Annotated in this window: 13 protein-coding genes; 9 read left to right on the top strand and 4 right to left on the bottom strand. The window is 56.7% G+C overall.

Annotated elements, in window-relative coordinates; translation table 11 throughout:
• The first annotated feature begins 51 nt into the window (after positions 1-51).
• From dusB to KMP13_RS10865, 5 genes are all read left to right on the top strand, one after another.
• On the top strand, positions 52-1,038 hold the full coding sequence (gene dusB / locus KMP13_RS10845; protein ID WP_215265879.1) for a tRNA dihydrouridine synthase DusB: 987 nt from the start codon (positions 52-54) through the stop codon (positions 1,036-1,038).
• Positions 1,035-2,114, top strand: a complete 1,080-nt coding sequence (locus KMP13_RS10850; protein ID WP_215265880.1) for a two-component system sensor histidine kinase NtrB — start codon at positions 1,035-1,037, stop codon at positions 2,112-2,114. The genes dusB and KMP13_RS10850 overlap by 4 nt, the downstream gene beginning before the upstream one ends.
• A 4-nt stretch (positions 2,115-2,118) precedes the next feature.
• Positions 2,119-3,492, top strand: coding sequence for a response regulator (locus KMP13_RS10855; RefSeq protein WP_215265881.1), 1,374 nt, complete (start codon positions 2,119-2,121; stop codon positions 3,490-3,492).
• Between the two features lie 99 nt (positions 3,493-3,591).
• Positions 3,592-5,871 (top strand): ATP-binding protein, encoded by a 2,280-nt coding sequence (locus tag KMP13_RS10860; protein WP_435370356.1) that lies wholly within the window; start codon positions 3,592-3,594, stop codon positions 5,869-5,871.
• Positions 5,868-7,283 carry a sigma-54-dependent transcriptional regulator gene (locus KMP13_RS10865; protein WP_215265883.1) on the top strand — a complete coding sequence of 472 codons (1,416 nt, stop codon included), beginning with the start codon at positions 5,868-5,870 and terminating at the stop codon, positions 7,281-7,283. Before KMP13_RS10860 ends, KMP13_RS10865 begins: the two co-directional genes overlap by 4 nt.
• A 17-nt stretch (positions 7,284-7,300) precedes the next feature.
• Here KMP13_RS10865 and KMP13_RS10870 read toward each other — a convergent pair whose 3' ends face one another.
• The 3 genes from KMP13_RS10870 to KMP13_RS10880 form a co-directional block, all read right to left on the bottom strand.
• Positions 7,301-9,607 (bottom strand): caspase family protein, encoded by a 2,307-nt coding sequence (locus KMP13_RS10870; RefSeq protein WP_251363802.1) that lies wholly within the window; start codon positions 9,605-9,607, stop codon positions 7,301-7,303.
• Positions 9,567-9,743 (bottom strand): hypothetical protein, encoded by a 177-nt coding sequence (locus KMP13_RS10875; protein ID WP_215265885.1) that lies wholly within the window; start codon positions 9,741-9,743, stop codon positions 9,567-9,569. Before KMP13_RS10875 ends, KMP13_RS10870 begins: the two co-directional genes overlap by 41 nt.
• A 265-nt stretch (positions 9,744-10,008) precedes the next feature.
• Positions 10,009-10,485 (bottom strand): hypothetical protein, encoded by a 477-nt coding sequence (locus tag KMP13_RS10880; RefSeq protein WP_215265886.1) that lies wholly within the window; start codon positions 10,483-10,485, stop codon positions 10,009-10,011.
• 102 nt (positions 10,486-10,587) lie between these two features.
• Between KMP13_RS10880 and trkA the strand changes: the two genes are divergently transcribed.
• The 4 genes from trkA to hflX all read left to right on the top strand — a co-directional run bounded on the left by trkA (position 10,588) and on the right by hflX (position 15,141).
• Entirely contained in the window at positions 10,588-11,964 is a 1,377-nt protein-coding gene (gene trkA, locus KMP13_RS10885; protein WP_215265887.1) for a Trk system potassium transporter TrkA, read from the top strand.
• Between the two features lies 1 nt (position 11,965).
• On the top strand, positions 11,966-13,498 hold the full coding sequence (locus KMP13_RS10890) for a TrkH family potassium uptake protein (RefSeq protein WP_215265888.1): 1,533 nt from the start codon (positions 11,966-11,968) through the stop codon (positions 13,496-13,498).
• A 132-nt stretch (positions 13,499-13,630) separates the two neighbouring features.
• Positions 13,631-13,870, top strand: a complete 240-nt coding sequence (gene hfq / locus KMP13_RS10895; RefSeq protein WP_008204623.1) for an RNA chaperone Hfq — start codon at positions 13,631-13,633, stop codon at positions 13,868-13,870.
• Entirely contained in the window at positions 13,870-15,141 is a 1,272-nt protein-coding gene (hflX, locus tag KMP13_RS10900; protein ID WP_215265889.1) for a GTPase HflX, read from the top strand. Before hfq ends, hflX begins: the two co-directional genes overlap by 1 nt.
• A gap of 6 nt (positions 15,142-15,147) precedes the next feature.
• Here the strand turns inward: hflX and KMP13_RS10905 are convergent, their stop codons facing one another.
• On the bottom strand, positions 15,148-15,975 hold the full coding sequence (locus tag KMP13_RS10905; RefSeq protein WP_215265890.1) for an alpha/beta hydrolase family protein: 828 nt from the start codon (positions 15,973-15,975) through the stop codon (positions 15,148-15,150).
• Between the last annotated feature and the right edge of the window lie 7 nt (positions 15,976-15,982).

Consider the following 15,982-nt stretch of genomic DNA (forward strand, 5'->3'; position numbering starts at 1 on the left):
CATAGCGGTGCCTTCGGTTAATTTAACCCCAATTGCACAAGGATTACGCAGTTGTCTTTTGACATCGGAACCACATCTCTGACCCCGCCCATCGCGTTGGCGCCTATGGCCGGAATCACAGATCGCCCGTTTCGGGATCTGGTCCGTTCTTTTGGTGTTGGTCTGATGGTGAGCGAGATGGTTGCGAGCCAGGAAATGGTTCAGGCCAAACCGGGGGTGCGCGAACGTGCGGAATTGAGCGCGGATGTGGCAAACACCAGCGTGCAAATTGCAGGGCGCGACGCTTATTGGATGGCTGAGGCCACGCGTCAGGTCGCCGATCGCGGCGCGCGGATGATCGATATCAATATGGGATGCCCCGCCAAAAAGGTGACCAACGGCTATTCCGGGTCTGCTCTGTTAAAGACGCCGGACCACGCCTTGCGCCTGATTGAAGCGGTGGTTGAGGCCTCGCCCGTGCCGGTGACCCTCAAGACGCGGTTGGGCTGGGACGAAAACAGTCTGAATGCCGCAGATGTGGCGCGCCGGGCCGAAGAGGCTGGGATTCAGATGATCACCATCCACGGTCGCACGCGCTGTCAATTTTACAAAGGCTCCGCTGATTGGGCCGCCATTCGCGCCATAAAAGAAGCCGTTCAGGTGCCGGTCGTCGCAAACGGCGACATCGTTGATTCTGAAACAGCCACTGATGCGCTGGCGCAATCCGGCGCGGACGGTGTGATGATCGGGCGTGGCAGCCAGGGCCGTCCGTGGATTTTGGCACAGGTGGCGCATGCGCTTTGGGACACTGCGGAGCCAGAGATCCCAACCGGCCCGGAATTGGTGGCCATGGTGTGCGCACACTATGAGGCTATGCTGGCGTTTTACGGTTTGGATCTAGGGGTGCGCGTCGCGCGCAAACACCTGGGCTGGTATATGGACGAGGTTGGAACCGAAGCGGTTTTGCGCAAACGCGTGCTTACAGCGCGTGATCCGCGCGAGGTTTTGCAGATGCTGCCCGAAGCATTGACCCCTAATGTGACGGAGCAGGCGGCATGACCTATAGCGTTTCCTCCCTTTGGGCCTCCATCCCCGTTCCGAGCTTCCTTGTTGATACGCAGGACTGCGTGGCCGAGGTGAACTCTGCTGCGGAAGGCTTTATGAACGCGTCGAAAAAGGTGCTCGAGGGCAAACCAATTTGGCAGCTCCTTGCAGTGGATGCGCCGATCGAAGAGGCCTTTAACAGGGCGCGTGCGAATAACACCACATTGTTTGTGAATGATCTGGATGTGGGCACGCGCAACCGGGCTCCGCTGCAATGCGGGGTGCAAGTCGCACCGGTTCAGGGCGGTGATGGCACTATGTTGTTGATGCTGTCCCCACGTGAGCTTGCGGGGCGACTGACCCGCAACCAATCTGCCAAATCCGCCGCGCAATCCGCCATTGGCATGGCCGAAATGCTGGCGCATGAGATCAAGAACCCACTGGCGGGCATTACTGGCGCGGCGCAACTGCTGAGCATGAATTTGAACCCGGACGATCTGGAGCTGACAGAGCTGATCGTGAGCGAAAGCCGCCGCATCGTAAAGCTGTTGGAGCAGGTCGAGCAATTTGGCAATCTGACGGAGCCAGATTTCAAACCGGTGAATTTACACGATGTTCTGGACCGCGCCCGGCGTTCGGCGATCCTGGGGTTTGGTGCGCATATGACCATCATCGAGGAGTATGATCCCTCCTTGCCACCTGCCTGGGGAGATGGGGATCAACTGCTGCAAGTGGTTCTGAACCTGCTAAAAAATGCTTCCGAGGCCTGTGGGCGCGACGGTGGAGTGATTCGCATTCGTACCTTTTATGAGCATTCCTTTAACCTGCGGCGGCGTGACGGGCAGGGCGGTGCGCTGCCTTTGCAGATCGAAATTGTCGACAACGGACCCGGTCTGCCCGCCGCAATCAAAGACGACATTTTTGACCCCTTTGTCTCGGGCAAAGAGAACGGCACCGGTCTGGGTCTTGCCCTGGTGAGCAAGATTATCGCCGACCACAATGGCTGGATTTCAGTCAACTCTAAGCCGGGCGAAACAAAATTCAGATTATCGCTGCCGCGCGAGCCGCGTGGACGCAAAACCAAGGAGTAAGCCAATGGATGGAACTGTACTTGTTGCCGACGACGATCGCACGATCCGCACGGTTCTGACCCAGGCGTTGACACGAGCCGGGTGCAAAGTTCACGCAACCTCTTCGCTGACCACGCTGATGCGCTGGGTTGGGGAAGGCAAAGGCGATGTCGTGATCTCGGATGTGATGATGCCGGATGGCAATGGTCTGGAAATGCTACCTAAAATTTCTGAGGACCGCCCAGGCCTGCCCGTTATCGTCATCTCGGCGCAAAACACCATCATGACGGCGATCAAAGCGGCCGAGGCCGACGCCTATGATTACCTGCCGAAACCGTTTGACCTGCCGGAGCTGATGAAGCGCACGGCCAAGGCGTTGACGGAAAAACGCAGCGCGCCAGCCGCGATTGAGGTTGAGACAGACGAACGCCCCGAAGAGTTGCCATTGGTTGGTCGCACTGAGGTGATGCAGGCGCTTTACCGTTTGATCGCGCGTGTGATGAATTCGGATATGCCACTGCTGATCACTGGCGAAAGTGGCACAGGTAAGTCTTTGATTTCACGCGCAATTCATGACTTCTCTGATCGCCGTACCTTGCCGTTTGTGACCGCCAGCCCCAGCATGATGACTGCGATCGATGGCCCATCGCGTCTATTGAGCCAGGCCAAAGGCGGCACGGTTCTCGTGGACGAAGTGGCCGACCTTCCGGATGAGGTTCAGGCGCGTTTGGTGCGTATGATCGACAATCCGGGCGAACACGCGCCGCGCTTTATGGCGACGTGCCAACGTAATGTGAATGAGGCGTTGGAGCGTGGCGAGCTGCGTCAGGATCTATACTACCGGATTTCTGGAACGGAACTGCATGTGCCTGCCCTGCGCGAGCGGGTGGAAGATATCGTTTTGCTGGCCAATCATTTCCTTGCGCGGGCAGAAAACGAAGGCGCACCGCACCGGACTTTGGATGAAGAGGCGAGCGAATTGTTGCGTCATTTCTCCTGGCCGGGCAATGTGCGTCAGCTGGAAAACGTCGTGCGGTCGCTGGCGTTGACGGCACGCGGGGAAGAGATCTCAAAAGCCGATGTCGCCAATGCGCTCGGCCCGCAGACCTCATCCGAGCCGGTGTCGGGTGGAAGTGCAGTTCCAAATGAGAAATTGGCAGAATCAGTAGCACGCCATTTGCAGCGGTATTTCGACCTGCACGGCGATATGCTGCCGCCTCCGGGTCTTTATGGGCGTATTCTCCGCGAGGTTGAGACCCCGATGATAGAGATTACGCTAGCCGCAACAGGTGGAAATCAGGCCCGCTGCGCTGAACTTTTGGGAATCAACCGAAATACACTTCGTAAAAAAATCACTGATCTCGATATAGAGGTGACACGCCGCCGCAAACTGATGTAATATCGCCACATGATATAAGCACGCGGCGTGTTTGCGTAGACGTGCATACAAAATATGGCGGTTGAGCCAGTACGGCTCACATTGGAATGAGGACGAGCAGTGGCGTATCGGTCACAACTTCGTTCGGCATACGGGATGTTTGTGACCATCGATCGGTGGCGCAGGTCTCGGCGTATGCGGAATGTAACGACATTTGGGTTGGTCCTCTTGGGGCCGATTCTCGCAGTTCTGACCTATTTGATCATTGGTCCGTTGGGTCTTGGCTCGGCGTCTTCGTCGCTGCGCCTCGTTCTGCTTGCCGATCTCATCTATATTTTGACGATTGCCGTTTTGGTGCTGACACAGATTGTGCGCCTCAGAGCGGCGCGGCGCTCGAAATCTGCGGGATCGCGACTTCACCTGCGTCTGACCGGGACCTTTGCGTTTTTGGCACTGGTTCCGGCCGTTATCGTCGCCGTGTTTGCGGTTTTGTCGGTTAACGTGGGTATGGAGGGATGGTTTTCCAACCGTGTGCGCGATGCCGTTGGCAGCTCTTTGGCCGCAGCAGAAGCCTATCACGATGTGCAACGCACGGATTTGACGGATGATGCAGAGGCGTTGGCTCGTTTCGTGGAAAACAGTCGCCAGCGCAGTTTCTTTATCAGCGACGCAGAATTGCGCGAGGTCCTGGGGCAGGGGCAATCGCTGGTCCAACGCGGTCTGCGCGAAGCTTATATTATTGATGGAACGGGCGCGATCCGGGTGCGGGGCGAACGGTCCTATGAGTTCGATTTCGAGACCCCGACCGAAGGCGAAATTTCTGAATCTGAAAACAACGGTCTGCTGATCATCGAGGATTGGGACAACAGCGAATTGCGCGCGCTTGTTCCGCTGGCCAATTTTGTGGATCGGTTTCTGTATATCAGCCGCGAAGTCGAAGGTGATTTGCTCAACCTGTTGGATGAGACGCAGAAAACCGCAGATCTCTATCACCAGCTCGAAAACGACCGTGGCCGGGTGATGTTTGAATTTGGGCTCTTGTACCTCGGCTTTGTTCTGATCCTTGTTCTGGCCGCGATGTGGCTGGGGATGTGGTTTGCCGAACGACTGTCGCGCCCGGTCGGTCGCCTGACGGTTGCCGCCCAACGTGTGGGTGCCGGTGATCTGGACGCTAAGGTTCTGGCCGAAGACGGCGGCGACGAAATTTCCCAATTGGGTCAATATTTCAACCAGATGACAGGAAGACTTAAAGAACAGCGCGAAGAGTTGTTGAGCAACACCCGTCAAATTGAGAAGCGTCGGCGCCTGTTCGATTCCGTGCTGTCCTCGGTCACGTCGGGCGTTGTTGGACTGGATTCCACGGGGCGGGTGACCTTTGTAAACCGCTCTGCGGAACGCCTTTTGGACTGGAAAGACAGTCACAAATCGGTGGCGCTGGCCGTCGCCGTGCCCGAGTTCGGCGCGTTGTTTGAGGAGTTGGTCGCAGGTAAAACGGACGTCCTTCAACAAGAGATCAAAGTGACACGCCAGGGCCGGTTGGAAAACTTGTTGGTCCGCATGTCGTTGCGCCAATCCGAAGATGGCGATCTGGAAGGCTATGTTGTGGCCTTTGACGACGTAACCGATCTGGTGAGTGCGCAACGAATGGCGGCCTGGGGCGATGTGGCCCGGCGCATTGCCCATGAGATCAAGAACCCGCTCACACCCATTCAGCTGAGTGCCGAGCGGATCAAGCGCAAATTTGCCCCCAAACTGGGGGAGGAAAACAGCGATATCCTGCAAAGCATGACAGATGTTATTGTGCGCCAAACCAACGACTTGCGCCGCATTGTGGATGAATTCTCAAAATTCGCCCGTATGCCGGAGCCCAAACGGCGCCCCGAGGATCTGGGTGAGCTGTTGCGCAGCGCCGTGTTGTTGCAACAATCGGGGCAGCCGGATTTGACGATACGCTCCGATGTTCCAAAGGGCGCGTATATGGCTGATCTGGATGCCACAATGATCGGACAGGCGCTGACAAATTTGATTAAGAACGCCGGTGAAGCCATTGAAACCGCTCAAAAGACAGAGCTGGGCAAGGTGATGGATCCTGAGATACGAGTGGCCTTGTCCCATCATGATGAGATTTTGGAGATCACGATTGCGGACAATGGCATTGGTTTGCCCGAGGATCGCGCGCGCCTGTTTGAACCCTATGTCACCACACGTGACGAGGGCACCGGGCTGGGCCTGCCGATTGTAAAGAAAATCATCGAAGAACATGGGGGTACGCTCACATTGGAAGACGCGCCGCCTTTTGGTGACACCAACCACTTTGGCGCGATGGCGGTCATGCGACTGCCGGCCGCCATCGACATCCCGCATAATCACAAAAATATAGTAATGACAGGTCTGACATGAGTGACATTCTGATCGTTGACGATGAACGCGACATTCGCGAGTTGATCTCGGATATTCTGGAGGACGAAGGCTTTTCGACACGCAAAGCCGGGAATTCCGATGAATGTATGGCGCAATTGTCGGAAGGACTGCCGTCGCTGCTGATCCTAGATATATGGCTGAAAGACAGCAATATGGACGGGATCGACATTCTGAAGACGGTCAAACGTGACACGCCTGAAGTGCCAGTGGTCATTATTTCCGGCCACGGGAACGTTGAAATCGCGGTTGCTGCAATTAAGCAAGGCGCCTATGACTTCATCGAAAAACCCTTTAATATCGACCAGTTGATGGTCGTTATTCGCCGCGCGATGGAGACGTCGCGACTGCGCCGTGAAAACACAACGCTGAAACGGCGCGAGTCCGGTGCCAGCGAAATGATCGGCGCATCCTCGGCCTTCCGCACGATGGTCGGACAGTTGGACAAGGTGACCAAATCCAACGGTCGCGTGATGCTGGCCGGACCCGCGGGCAGCGGTAAGGAAATCGCCGCGCGCTATATCCACGCCCATTCCAACCGGGCATCGGCACCGTTCGTCACCGTAAACTGCGCCAATATCGATCCTGACCGGATGGAAGAGGCGCTGTTTGGCAAGGAAAGCACCGAACGTGGGATCGAACCGGGGCTGCTGGAACAGGCCAATGGCGGCGTTGTGTTCTTTGACGAAGTGGCGGATATGCCAATGGGCACCCAGTCCAAAATCTTGCGGGTTCTGGTCGATCAGAAATTCCAACGCGCTGGTGGCAGTGAAATGGTTGAGGTCGACCTGCGGGTGATCTCCTCCACCAACAAAGATCTGGATCAGGAAATTCTGGAAAACCGGTTCCGGCAAGAGCTGTATCATCGTTTGAATGTTGTCCCGATCGAGGTGCCTTCGTTGGCGGATCGCCGCGAAGATATTCCCGTGCTGGCGGAACATTTCCTGAGGCATTTCAATGAGACACAAGGCCTTCCTGCGCGTCAACTGTCTGAGGATGCAGAGGCTTTGTTGCAGACCATGATCTGGCCCGGAAACGTGCGTCAGTTGAAAAACATGATGGAACGAGTCCTGATCTTGGGTGATGGGGCCGGTCTGATCGAGGCCAAGGATCTTCCAAACGAGGAAGAGAAAGCCGGGACCCAAGACGGACGGGTGATGCTGGCCGGCGGGCTTGCCACCTTGCCCCTGCGTGAAGCGCGTGAAGCGTTTGAACGGGAGTATTTGTTGACGCAAATCAACCGGTTTGGCGGCAATATCAGCCGCACGGCCTCATTCGTGGGGATGGAGCGTTCAGCGCTGCACCGCAAGTTGAAATCGCTGGGCGTGGTGACATCCAACAAATCCGGCGCGCGGATTGCACATGTGGAAGAGGCTGAAGAGCACCCGGCATAAAACGGTTGGGCAGGGCCTTAGAACAGGTCCTGCCGAATAGGGTTGCGGGCAAAATGCAAACGCGCCGCAAATTTCAGGCGCTCAATTGGATTGCTCGGCGGCGTGTCCTTGATATCGGTTGTCGCAGCAATCGCGTCTAAGGCGCGGCGGGATGCCGGGCCGAACTGACCATCCACTGTAATGTCGGCACCTAAGCTTTTGAGAATAAACTGAGTTCCCGCATCAATCTCCCGCGCGGATTGCCGGGAGATATGATTGCGCGCGGCGGCGCGTGCGTCCGCATTTGGTAATGCGAGCGCTTTGCCAGCCCGCGCGATTGCCTCAGCCGTGGGCGTACTGCCGGAGAGCGGATTAAGCGCAATCCATGCGCCATTTGCACCGCTCCAACCGTCGCCGCGGGACAGGCCGATATCATACCATTTCAAAGCCTCAGCCGGACCTTTGCCCGGAAAATTTTCGGCCATGATCAAGCGCCCGATTTCGGCCGGAGCATAGGGGTGGCCGCCGTCCGTCGCAGCCTCAAAAAGGTCAAACGCTTTCTGCGGGCTTGCGTTCAACCCGGCGAGTCCATCGCGATGAGCGTAGGCAAGATTTGCGATGCCAAAAATGTCCCCGCGTTCGGCAGAAGCTTCCAAGTAGGACAGCCCGCGTTCCGGTTGCGGATTGGACTTGGACCACAGGTAATACACCCCCAGCTCATTCATGGAATAGGTATGACCAAGCTCCAAAGCGCGGCTCAAAAGGTCAAATCCACGCGCGCTGGTTGCACTGTCTTCATCGCGCAGCAGACGTTTGCCAAGCGCGTGCATGGAGAAAGGGTCGCCAGAAGAAGCGCCCTTTTCCCAATAGGTTGTGGCGCGTTCTTGATCAAAGGGAATGTCCACGGTTGCACGGTCCACAGTGGGCGAGACATGTAAGAACGCCAGCGCGTTATTGGCGCGGATATGGTCCAGGCGTCGCGCGGTGTCAAAAGCGACATAGGCCTCTTCCAAGCGCCCTTGGCCCTGCAAGGCGCGACCCAGTTGGTAGTGAAATCTGCCAATATCCGGCTGCTGTTCGATCGCTGCGCGACAGGCGGTCTCGGCCGCGGGAAGGTCGATCTCATTCGGGAAACGGTGCAGCCCCACGCCTTGCAGATCAAGCAGATCCCCGGCCAGGTGATCACATTCTGACGGTGTAAGGTTCAGATCCACGGTGACATCACGCGCACCGCCAGCCTGAGCCACGCGAATGGTGAATTGATCGGTCAGTGGACGCTTGCCATCGGTAGCGGATCGATCTTGTAAATTCGGACGGTAAATCAGGCTAAAGTGGCCGTCGTCCGTTGCGCCGACCGTCGACAGGCCATTGCTGGGCGCCTGGACCAGTGAGGCGTCGATGTCACCGGACATATAGGGGCGCAGTTCGCCGGCCAATTCCAATGCGCGCCCGAGGGGGACGTTGATGGCCAAGCGATCGGGCAGGACCTGTGGTTCCGGTGCGGACTGCGGCAACGGCGTAGGCGCGATGGATGCGATCGGGCGCACATAGGCTTTGTTGGTTAGGGTCGAGCTTTCCCAGGGCAGCTGTCGGTCAGCGGTTGCGGTCAACACATCCTGGCGGATGCGGGTGAGGACGGACATGGCATCCTCATTCGTGCGCTCTGGGAATTGACGCAAAACAGCCGCGGTGTAGGGGCTGTTTTCACCCGGTTCTCCGTCCAGTGCCGTGTCGCCGGGCGATGTAGAAAAGGCCACCAACGTATTGAGAGGCGGGCGAAACACATCGAACCCCTCGCGTGCTTCATAAAGTTCGGCGCCGAGTTCAGCCGTGACTTTGGCGTTTGGCACCGGGTTTTCGCGGCAGGAGTCGAGCATCAGAATTTGCTGCGCAGCCTTGCCGCCTAGAATGGCAGAGACCTGATCCAAGGTAATCGATTGAAACGGCAAATCGTGAATGTCACGCAGCGCGGCATCGCTGGTCAGCAGGTAATTGCGCCGCCCCATTTGAACGCCGTGGCCTGCGTAATAGAAGAACAGCTGATCCTGCGAGCGAATGTTCAGGGCCGCAGCGCGCAGCAATTGTTCCACGCCGCGTTTATCCAGATCATAGCCGTCAAACACGCTGTAGCCGAACTCACGCAACATTTTTGCAACGGATTCAGCGTCATGTCGGGTGTTGTTGAGGTCTTGAATGTGGTCATAGGATTGGATGCCAATGACCACAGCGATGTTTTGCGGCGCGGTCTCTTCCTTGATCTCCACCAAAGTCAGCGCGTGAAGCGGTAGCGCGCCAAGCCAAAGACTAAGCGCGGCAGGTGCTGTATACCGCGTTACAGTGGACAAAAACATATTGCACCGCGCAGGCATCAGCCCCAGCTTCCGCCGCCGCCGCCGCCGCCGCCGCCGCCGCTATCACTTCCACCGCTGTCTCCGCCTCCATCGCCGCGTTCATCGTCATTTGCAGGTGGCGCGCTGCCATATGAAGCGGTTCCAGAGGTGCTGGCTGCGGGAGGAGGCGCGATGCTTGCGGCAGGTGGCGTGTTGGTCTCCGGCTCGCCTTCTAGCAAGGGTATACACCCAGACAAAGCGAGAGTGGACGCGGTTATCGCGACGACAGGCACGAAAAATCTGCCAGAAAAACGCATGACATTACCTCAACAACAGGTGACTCGATAAAAGATTACCTGATCAGCGTAAGACGCGTTTTATGATCTGACAACGGTGGAGTGGTTTGCGGACGGTAACTAAGGGGCCGGGCGCAGCACGCGGGGGCCATTTTTTACTGAGATCGCGCAGGTATCCGACGCAGGCGTGACCAGCCGTCCCAGCGCGTCTTTTGGCGGGCGCACCGTTCCAGGGGGACAGCGCTGTGCTTCGATCTGGGTGTAGTCATTCCGGATCATGCAGCTTTGCGCCAGACGGCCGCGTAGCCCTTCGTTTGTATCAACGGTATAGATGCGACCCTCACGCCAAAAGCCACCTGTGTGATAGCACGAACCGTCCTTGCGACAGATCCGGCGACCTGGGTGAAAGACCGGCGGATCTTGGCGGATTTCATTGGCCACAGGCGCGTCGCGCAAGGCTTGCACTTCGCAGGCCAGCAGATCTTGCTCCAGCGTTGCGAAGCTGGTGCGGTCCTTGTGATACACGGCGACGGGGCCGCAACCGACGGTCACAAGGGTCAAAAGACATAAAAAGGATGCGGGTTTCAAATGTGCCATAGTCGACAGAATGGACGGTTTTCAGAATATTTACAATTGCATTGACCGGTCTTTCCCCTTCTGTCATTCAGTCTTGGCAATGATGCGCCGAGGGGACAAGACATGAAGGTAATCATCTGCGGCGCAGGACAGGTGGGTTGGCAGATCGCACGCCATTTGTCCGGCGAATTCAATGATGTGACCGTTGTGGACAACAACCCTGAATTGGTCCGATTGGCCACTGACACATTGGACGTCCAGGGCATCACCGGCTTTGCGTCCTACCCGGATGTGTTGGAGCGCGCGGGCGCGCGTGATGCCGATATGGTGATCGCGGCGACCCATTCCGATGAAGTTAATATGGTGGTCTGCCAGGTCGCGCATTCAGTCTTTGGCGTGCAGCGCAAGATCGCGCGTTTGCGGGCCAAAAGCTATTTGCATGCGATTTATTCCGACCTTTATCGCCGCGACCACCTGCCGATTGACGTGGTGATTAGCCCGGAACGCGAGGTCGCGGTGGCCGCGATGCAACGCCTGTCGGCGCCGGCTGCGTTCGATATTGAGACCTTCATGGAAGGCAAAGCGCAGTTGTTGGGCATTCAGGTCGACGAAGACTGCCCGATTGTGAACACGCCCCTTCGCCAGCTGACCGATCTGTTTTCCACCTTGCGTGCGATTATTGTCGGCGTGCGTCGTGATGGGTCGCTCTTTGCACCTGATCCCGGAGATCAATTGTTCGTCGGCGACAGCTGCTATGTATTTTGTCATTCCGACGACTTAAGACGTGTCATCGAAGTCTTTGGTAAAAAAGAAAAACGCCAGGATCGCGTGGTGCTGGTTGGGGGCGGGAATGTCGGTCTGGAAGTCGCCAAAGCGCTAGAGGGGCGCCAGTCACGGACCCGCGTCAAAGTGATCGAAAAGAGCCGCAAGTCTGCCGAAAAGGCTGCAGAGGCGTTGGAGCGGACGATTGTCCTGAACGGCGATGGGTTGGATAGCGCATTGATGACCGAAGCCGGAATCGAGCGCGCGGATGCCATGTTGGCTGTGACTGACGATGACAAAACCAATCTCTTGGCGGCTGTGCGTGCCAAGGCGCAAGGATGCCCCTTTGCGATCGCCTTGATCAATGACCCAACTCTGATTCCGCTGACCACACATCTGGGCATTGACGCTTACATCAACCCGCGCGCCACAACCGTAAGCTCGATCCTGCGCCACATCCGGTATGGTCGGGTGCGGCAGGTTTATTCCTTGGGTGATGCCGAGGCGGAAGTGATCGAAGCGCAGGTTCTGTCCACGTCACCGATTGCGGGCAAATCGATCAAAGAGATCGATTTTCCAGAAGGTGCCTTGGTTGGCGGTGTTCTAAAGGGGGGGGAGATGCGTCGCCCCACCGGGGATTTGCGGTTCGAAGAGGGCGATGTGATCGCGCTGTTTGCGATGGCAAGTGATGTGCCTGAGGTGGAGCGGTTGTTGCAAGTCTCCATTGACTACTTCTAGAATGGCGCGCAAACGTCAGAGAACGCGCGGTATTCTGCGTCTTCCCCTGTTTTTGCTGCTCTGGGGGGTGGCGTCTCTGGCTATGTGGGTTCCAGCGATCCATGCCTTGATTTTGGACGACCATCCCACATCGCGAAGCTTCTTTTACGCAGGTATCGTTGGGATGATGCTGGTCACATTGATCGGCCTGTCGATGGGCAATCGGGTGCCCCGTTATGGCATGCCCGGTCAATTGCTGTCGCTGCTGGCGACCTTTGTCCTTTTGCCGTTATTTCTGGCGATGCCGGTTGCGGAAACATTGGGCAATACCCGGTTTTTGAACGCTTATTTCGATATGGTGAGCGCGATCACCACAACGGGTGCGGCCATTTTTGGCGATGGAGACCGTCTGCCCAGCAGCGTGCATCTGTGGCGTGGGATCGTGGCCTGGCTTGGCGGGCTGTTGATGCTGGTTGCTGCCGCCGCGGTGTTGGCTCCGCTGTCGCTGGGCGGGTTTGAAGTGACCGCGCGCGGCGAACCCGGCGGCGTTGTTACGGCTCCCTATATGCAAAAGGGTGACGCGCGGCGTCATCTTGTTTTGGTCTTTCGCACGCTTGCACCGATTTACACCGGGTTGACGCTGGCCTTGTGGATCCTTCTGATGGTCACCGGTGGACAACCGACGGCGGCCCTGATCCACGCAATGTCTGTTATGTCTACGTCGGGAATTTCATCCATTGGCGGCGTTGAGAATGCCAACAGTGGCCTTGGTGGTGAGATGATCATGTTTTTGTTCATGTTCTTCTCTCTGTCTCGGCTGACATTTTCCTCTGATACGCTGAGCACAGATACCCGCCGTCTGGACCGGGACCCCGAGTTTCGTCTTGGTCTTTTCCTTGTGATCTCAATTCCTTTGATGCTCTTCCTAAGGCATTGGGTGGCGGCGTTTGAGGTGAGCGCGGGCGACGGCATTGGGGTCGCTTTGTCTGCTCTGTGGGGCGCGCTTTTCACCATCTTGTCCTTCCTCAGCACCACGGGGTTCGAAAGCGTGCATTGGCAATCGGCACAGGATTGGTCAGGGCTGGCGACGCCGGGGATGATCTTGATGGGAATGGCGATGATTGGCGGCGGCGTTGCAACCACTGCAGGGGGCGTGAAACTGTTGCGTGTCTACGCCCTTTACTTGAACGGCGTGCGTGAGATGGAGCGCTTGGTGCACCCGTCATCTATTTCCGGTGCGCGCAAAAGCACCAAACGGTTGCAAAGCAACGGGGCTTATGTAGCCTGGGTGTTTTTTATGCTGTTCGCTTTGTCGTTGGCGGTAATCAGCACAGCGCTTTCGGCGGTAGGGGCGAGTTTCGAGGAGGCTTTGATTCTTTCGGTTGCAATGCTGTCAACCACCGGACCGTTGACGGAAATTGCGGGATCAACACCAATTGCTCTGGAATTGCTCTCTAGCCCTGCCAAGTTGATCCTTTGTGTTGCGATGATCTTAGGGCGTTTGGAAACTTTGGCCTTCATTGCACTCCTTTCGCCAAATCTCTGGCGCAGTTAAGCGTTCGTGGTTAACCATATAAGGAACGCAGAATTTTCGGCTGGAAACTTGTTTACTCTGCGTCCATACTAGAAAAAACCAGGCGCGTTGGTCCGCAGCGCGTGGCACAAGAAAAAAAGCGAGATAATAAAAATGGCTTCGGACAGACAGAATCTTCAGGACGCCTTCCTGAATCATGTTCGCAAAACCAAGGTTCCCGTCACTATTTTCCTTATCAACGGTGTGAAACTTCAGGGTGTAATCACTTGGTTTGATAATTTCTGCGTCCTGCTGCGCCGCGACGGTCAATCCCAGCTTGTTTATAAGCATGCGATTTCGACCATTATGCCTGCTCAGCCGATCAGCCTTTACGAAGGTGAAGACGCCTCTTGATGGAACATGACAGGAAGCGCACCCGGGCTTGGGTGTTGCATCCGGATATTAAATCAGAACAATCGCGCCGTGATCCCGCGGCTGCGCTTGAAGAAGCCGTCTCCCTTGCCGTCGCTTTGCCGGACCTCGATGTCGCCGGTCGATCGGTTGTGCGACTGCCAAAGGCACAGCCCGGCCACCTGTTTGGCTCCGGTAAAATCGAAGAGCTCGCGCAGCAATTCAAAGCAGAAGAGGTTGAGCTGGTCCTGATCGATGGGCCCGTCACACCCGTGCAGCAGCGCAATTTGGAAAAAGCTTGGAAGGTCAAAATTCTTGATCGGACCGGGCTGATCCTTGAGATCTTTTCCGATCGTGCGCGCACCCGTGAAGGTGTTCTGCAAGTTGAAATGGCCGCGCTGAGCTATCAGCGGACGCGTTTGGTGCGCGCTTGGACCCACTTGGAACGTCAACGGGGCGGATTGGGATTTGTCGGCGGTCCCGGCGAAACCCAGATCGAAGCGGACCGCCGCGCCATTGATGAACACCTTGTACGCTTGCGGCGGCAATTGGAAAAAGTGGTCAAAACCCGAACGCTGCATCGTGCGGCCCGGGCCAAGGTTCCATATCCGATTGTGGCCCTTGTGGGCTATACCAATGCCGGGAAATCTACCTTGTTCAACCGGTTGACCGGTGCCGAGGTGATGGCCAAAGACATGCTGTTTGCAACGCTGGATCCGACGATGCGGCGGGTGCAATTGCCGGATGGGCCCGAAGTGATCTTGTCCGACACGGTGGGCTTTATCTCGGATCTACCAACGGAGCTGGTTGCGTCCTTCCGTGCTACTCTCGAAGAAGTTTTGGCCGCTGACGTTATCTTGCACGTGCGCGACATCAGTCATGACGAGACGCAGACCCAGGCCGAAGATGTCGAGGCGATCTTGAACTCGTTAGGCGTGGACGAAAACCGTCCGATGTTAGAGGTCTGGAACAAGATCGACCAATTGCCCGATGAGGAAGCCGAGGCACGACGCGACCGGGCCTCTCGCGACGACGCGCTGCATGCGATCTCTGCTCTGACCGGCGAAGGCCTGCCGGATCTGCTCGAGACCATTGCCCAGCTTTTGCAGGGAAAACGTTTCGAAGAGGATCTGGAGCTGACATTCGCGCAAGGCAAAGAGCGCGCTTGGCTGTTTGAGCAGGACATTGTGCAAAGCGAAGAACAGACTGAAACCGGATTTGCCGTAACGGTTCTGTGGACGGAAAAACAAAAGTCACAGTTTGCCAAACTCTGATCCCAGTTAAGGGGTCAGAGTGCGAAACCACGCCCAGCTGTCACGTGCGATACGTGGTCCGATTTTATACAGCCAATGGGTGTGGTTGGGGATCAGTTGCAGCGTAACCGAATGACCTGCCCGTGCCATGGCGCGCGCGGTCTGTTCCGCGGCATCTACACCAAAAATGTGGTCTTTCTCGCCTAGGTAAATCCGAAACGGCTTGGCCTCTTTCTGTGCCGAAATATGTTCAGACGATGCGAAACCTCCATGGGTTACACCCGCTTTCCAAGGGCCATCAAAACGGTTGACCAACAATGTCACAAAACCGCCGCCGTTTGAATGGCCGAACAGATAAATGCGATCGCGGTCGACGGGACGGTGGAGGTCGGTTATCTCCAGCATTTTGTTCAGCGTTGAGAGAGTGAAATCTGACGTCTCCCAGGAACGTCCACGCGCATTTGGGGCAAGCAGGATCAGATCTTCTTTGGCTGCGACGTCTTTCCACATATCCAGCACCGACAACCCATCGCGGCCTGACCCATGAAACAGGATCACCAATGGCGCCGGCGATGTTCCATCAGGCGCGTAATGATACCATGTGTTGGCCTGGTGCTTGTTCTTTACCGCGATGTCTTTGACGTGTTCCGATGGGGTGTAGGTGTAATCCGCCAACGGCTGACTTTGAATGGTTGCGCGCCGAACCTTTGCATAGCTTCCCGTCGTCAGCTGGTCACCCGCTGGCTGTGCTGGGGGGAGTAAGGCAGTTTCAGAGGTCGCCGTTTTGGGAGAAACCTGGAGTGTTACGTACGTCAGCGCCGCCAATAGGGCAAAGTAGTAAATGGCTTTAGACATAACTCTC

Source organism: Epibacterium ulvae (assembly GCF_018678075.1).
In the GTDB taxonomy this organism is placed as follows: Bacteria; Pseudomonadota; Alphaproteobacteria; order Rhodobacterales; family Rhodobacteraceae; genus Epibacterium; species Epibacterium ulvae_A.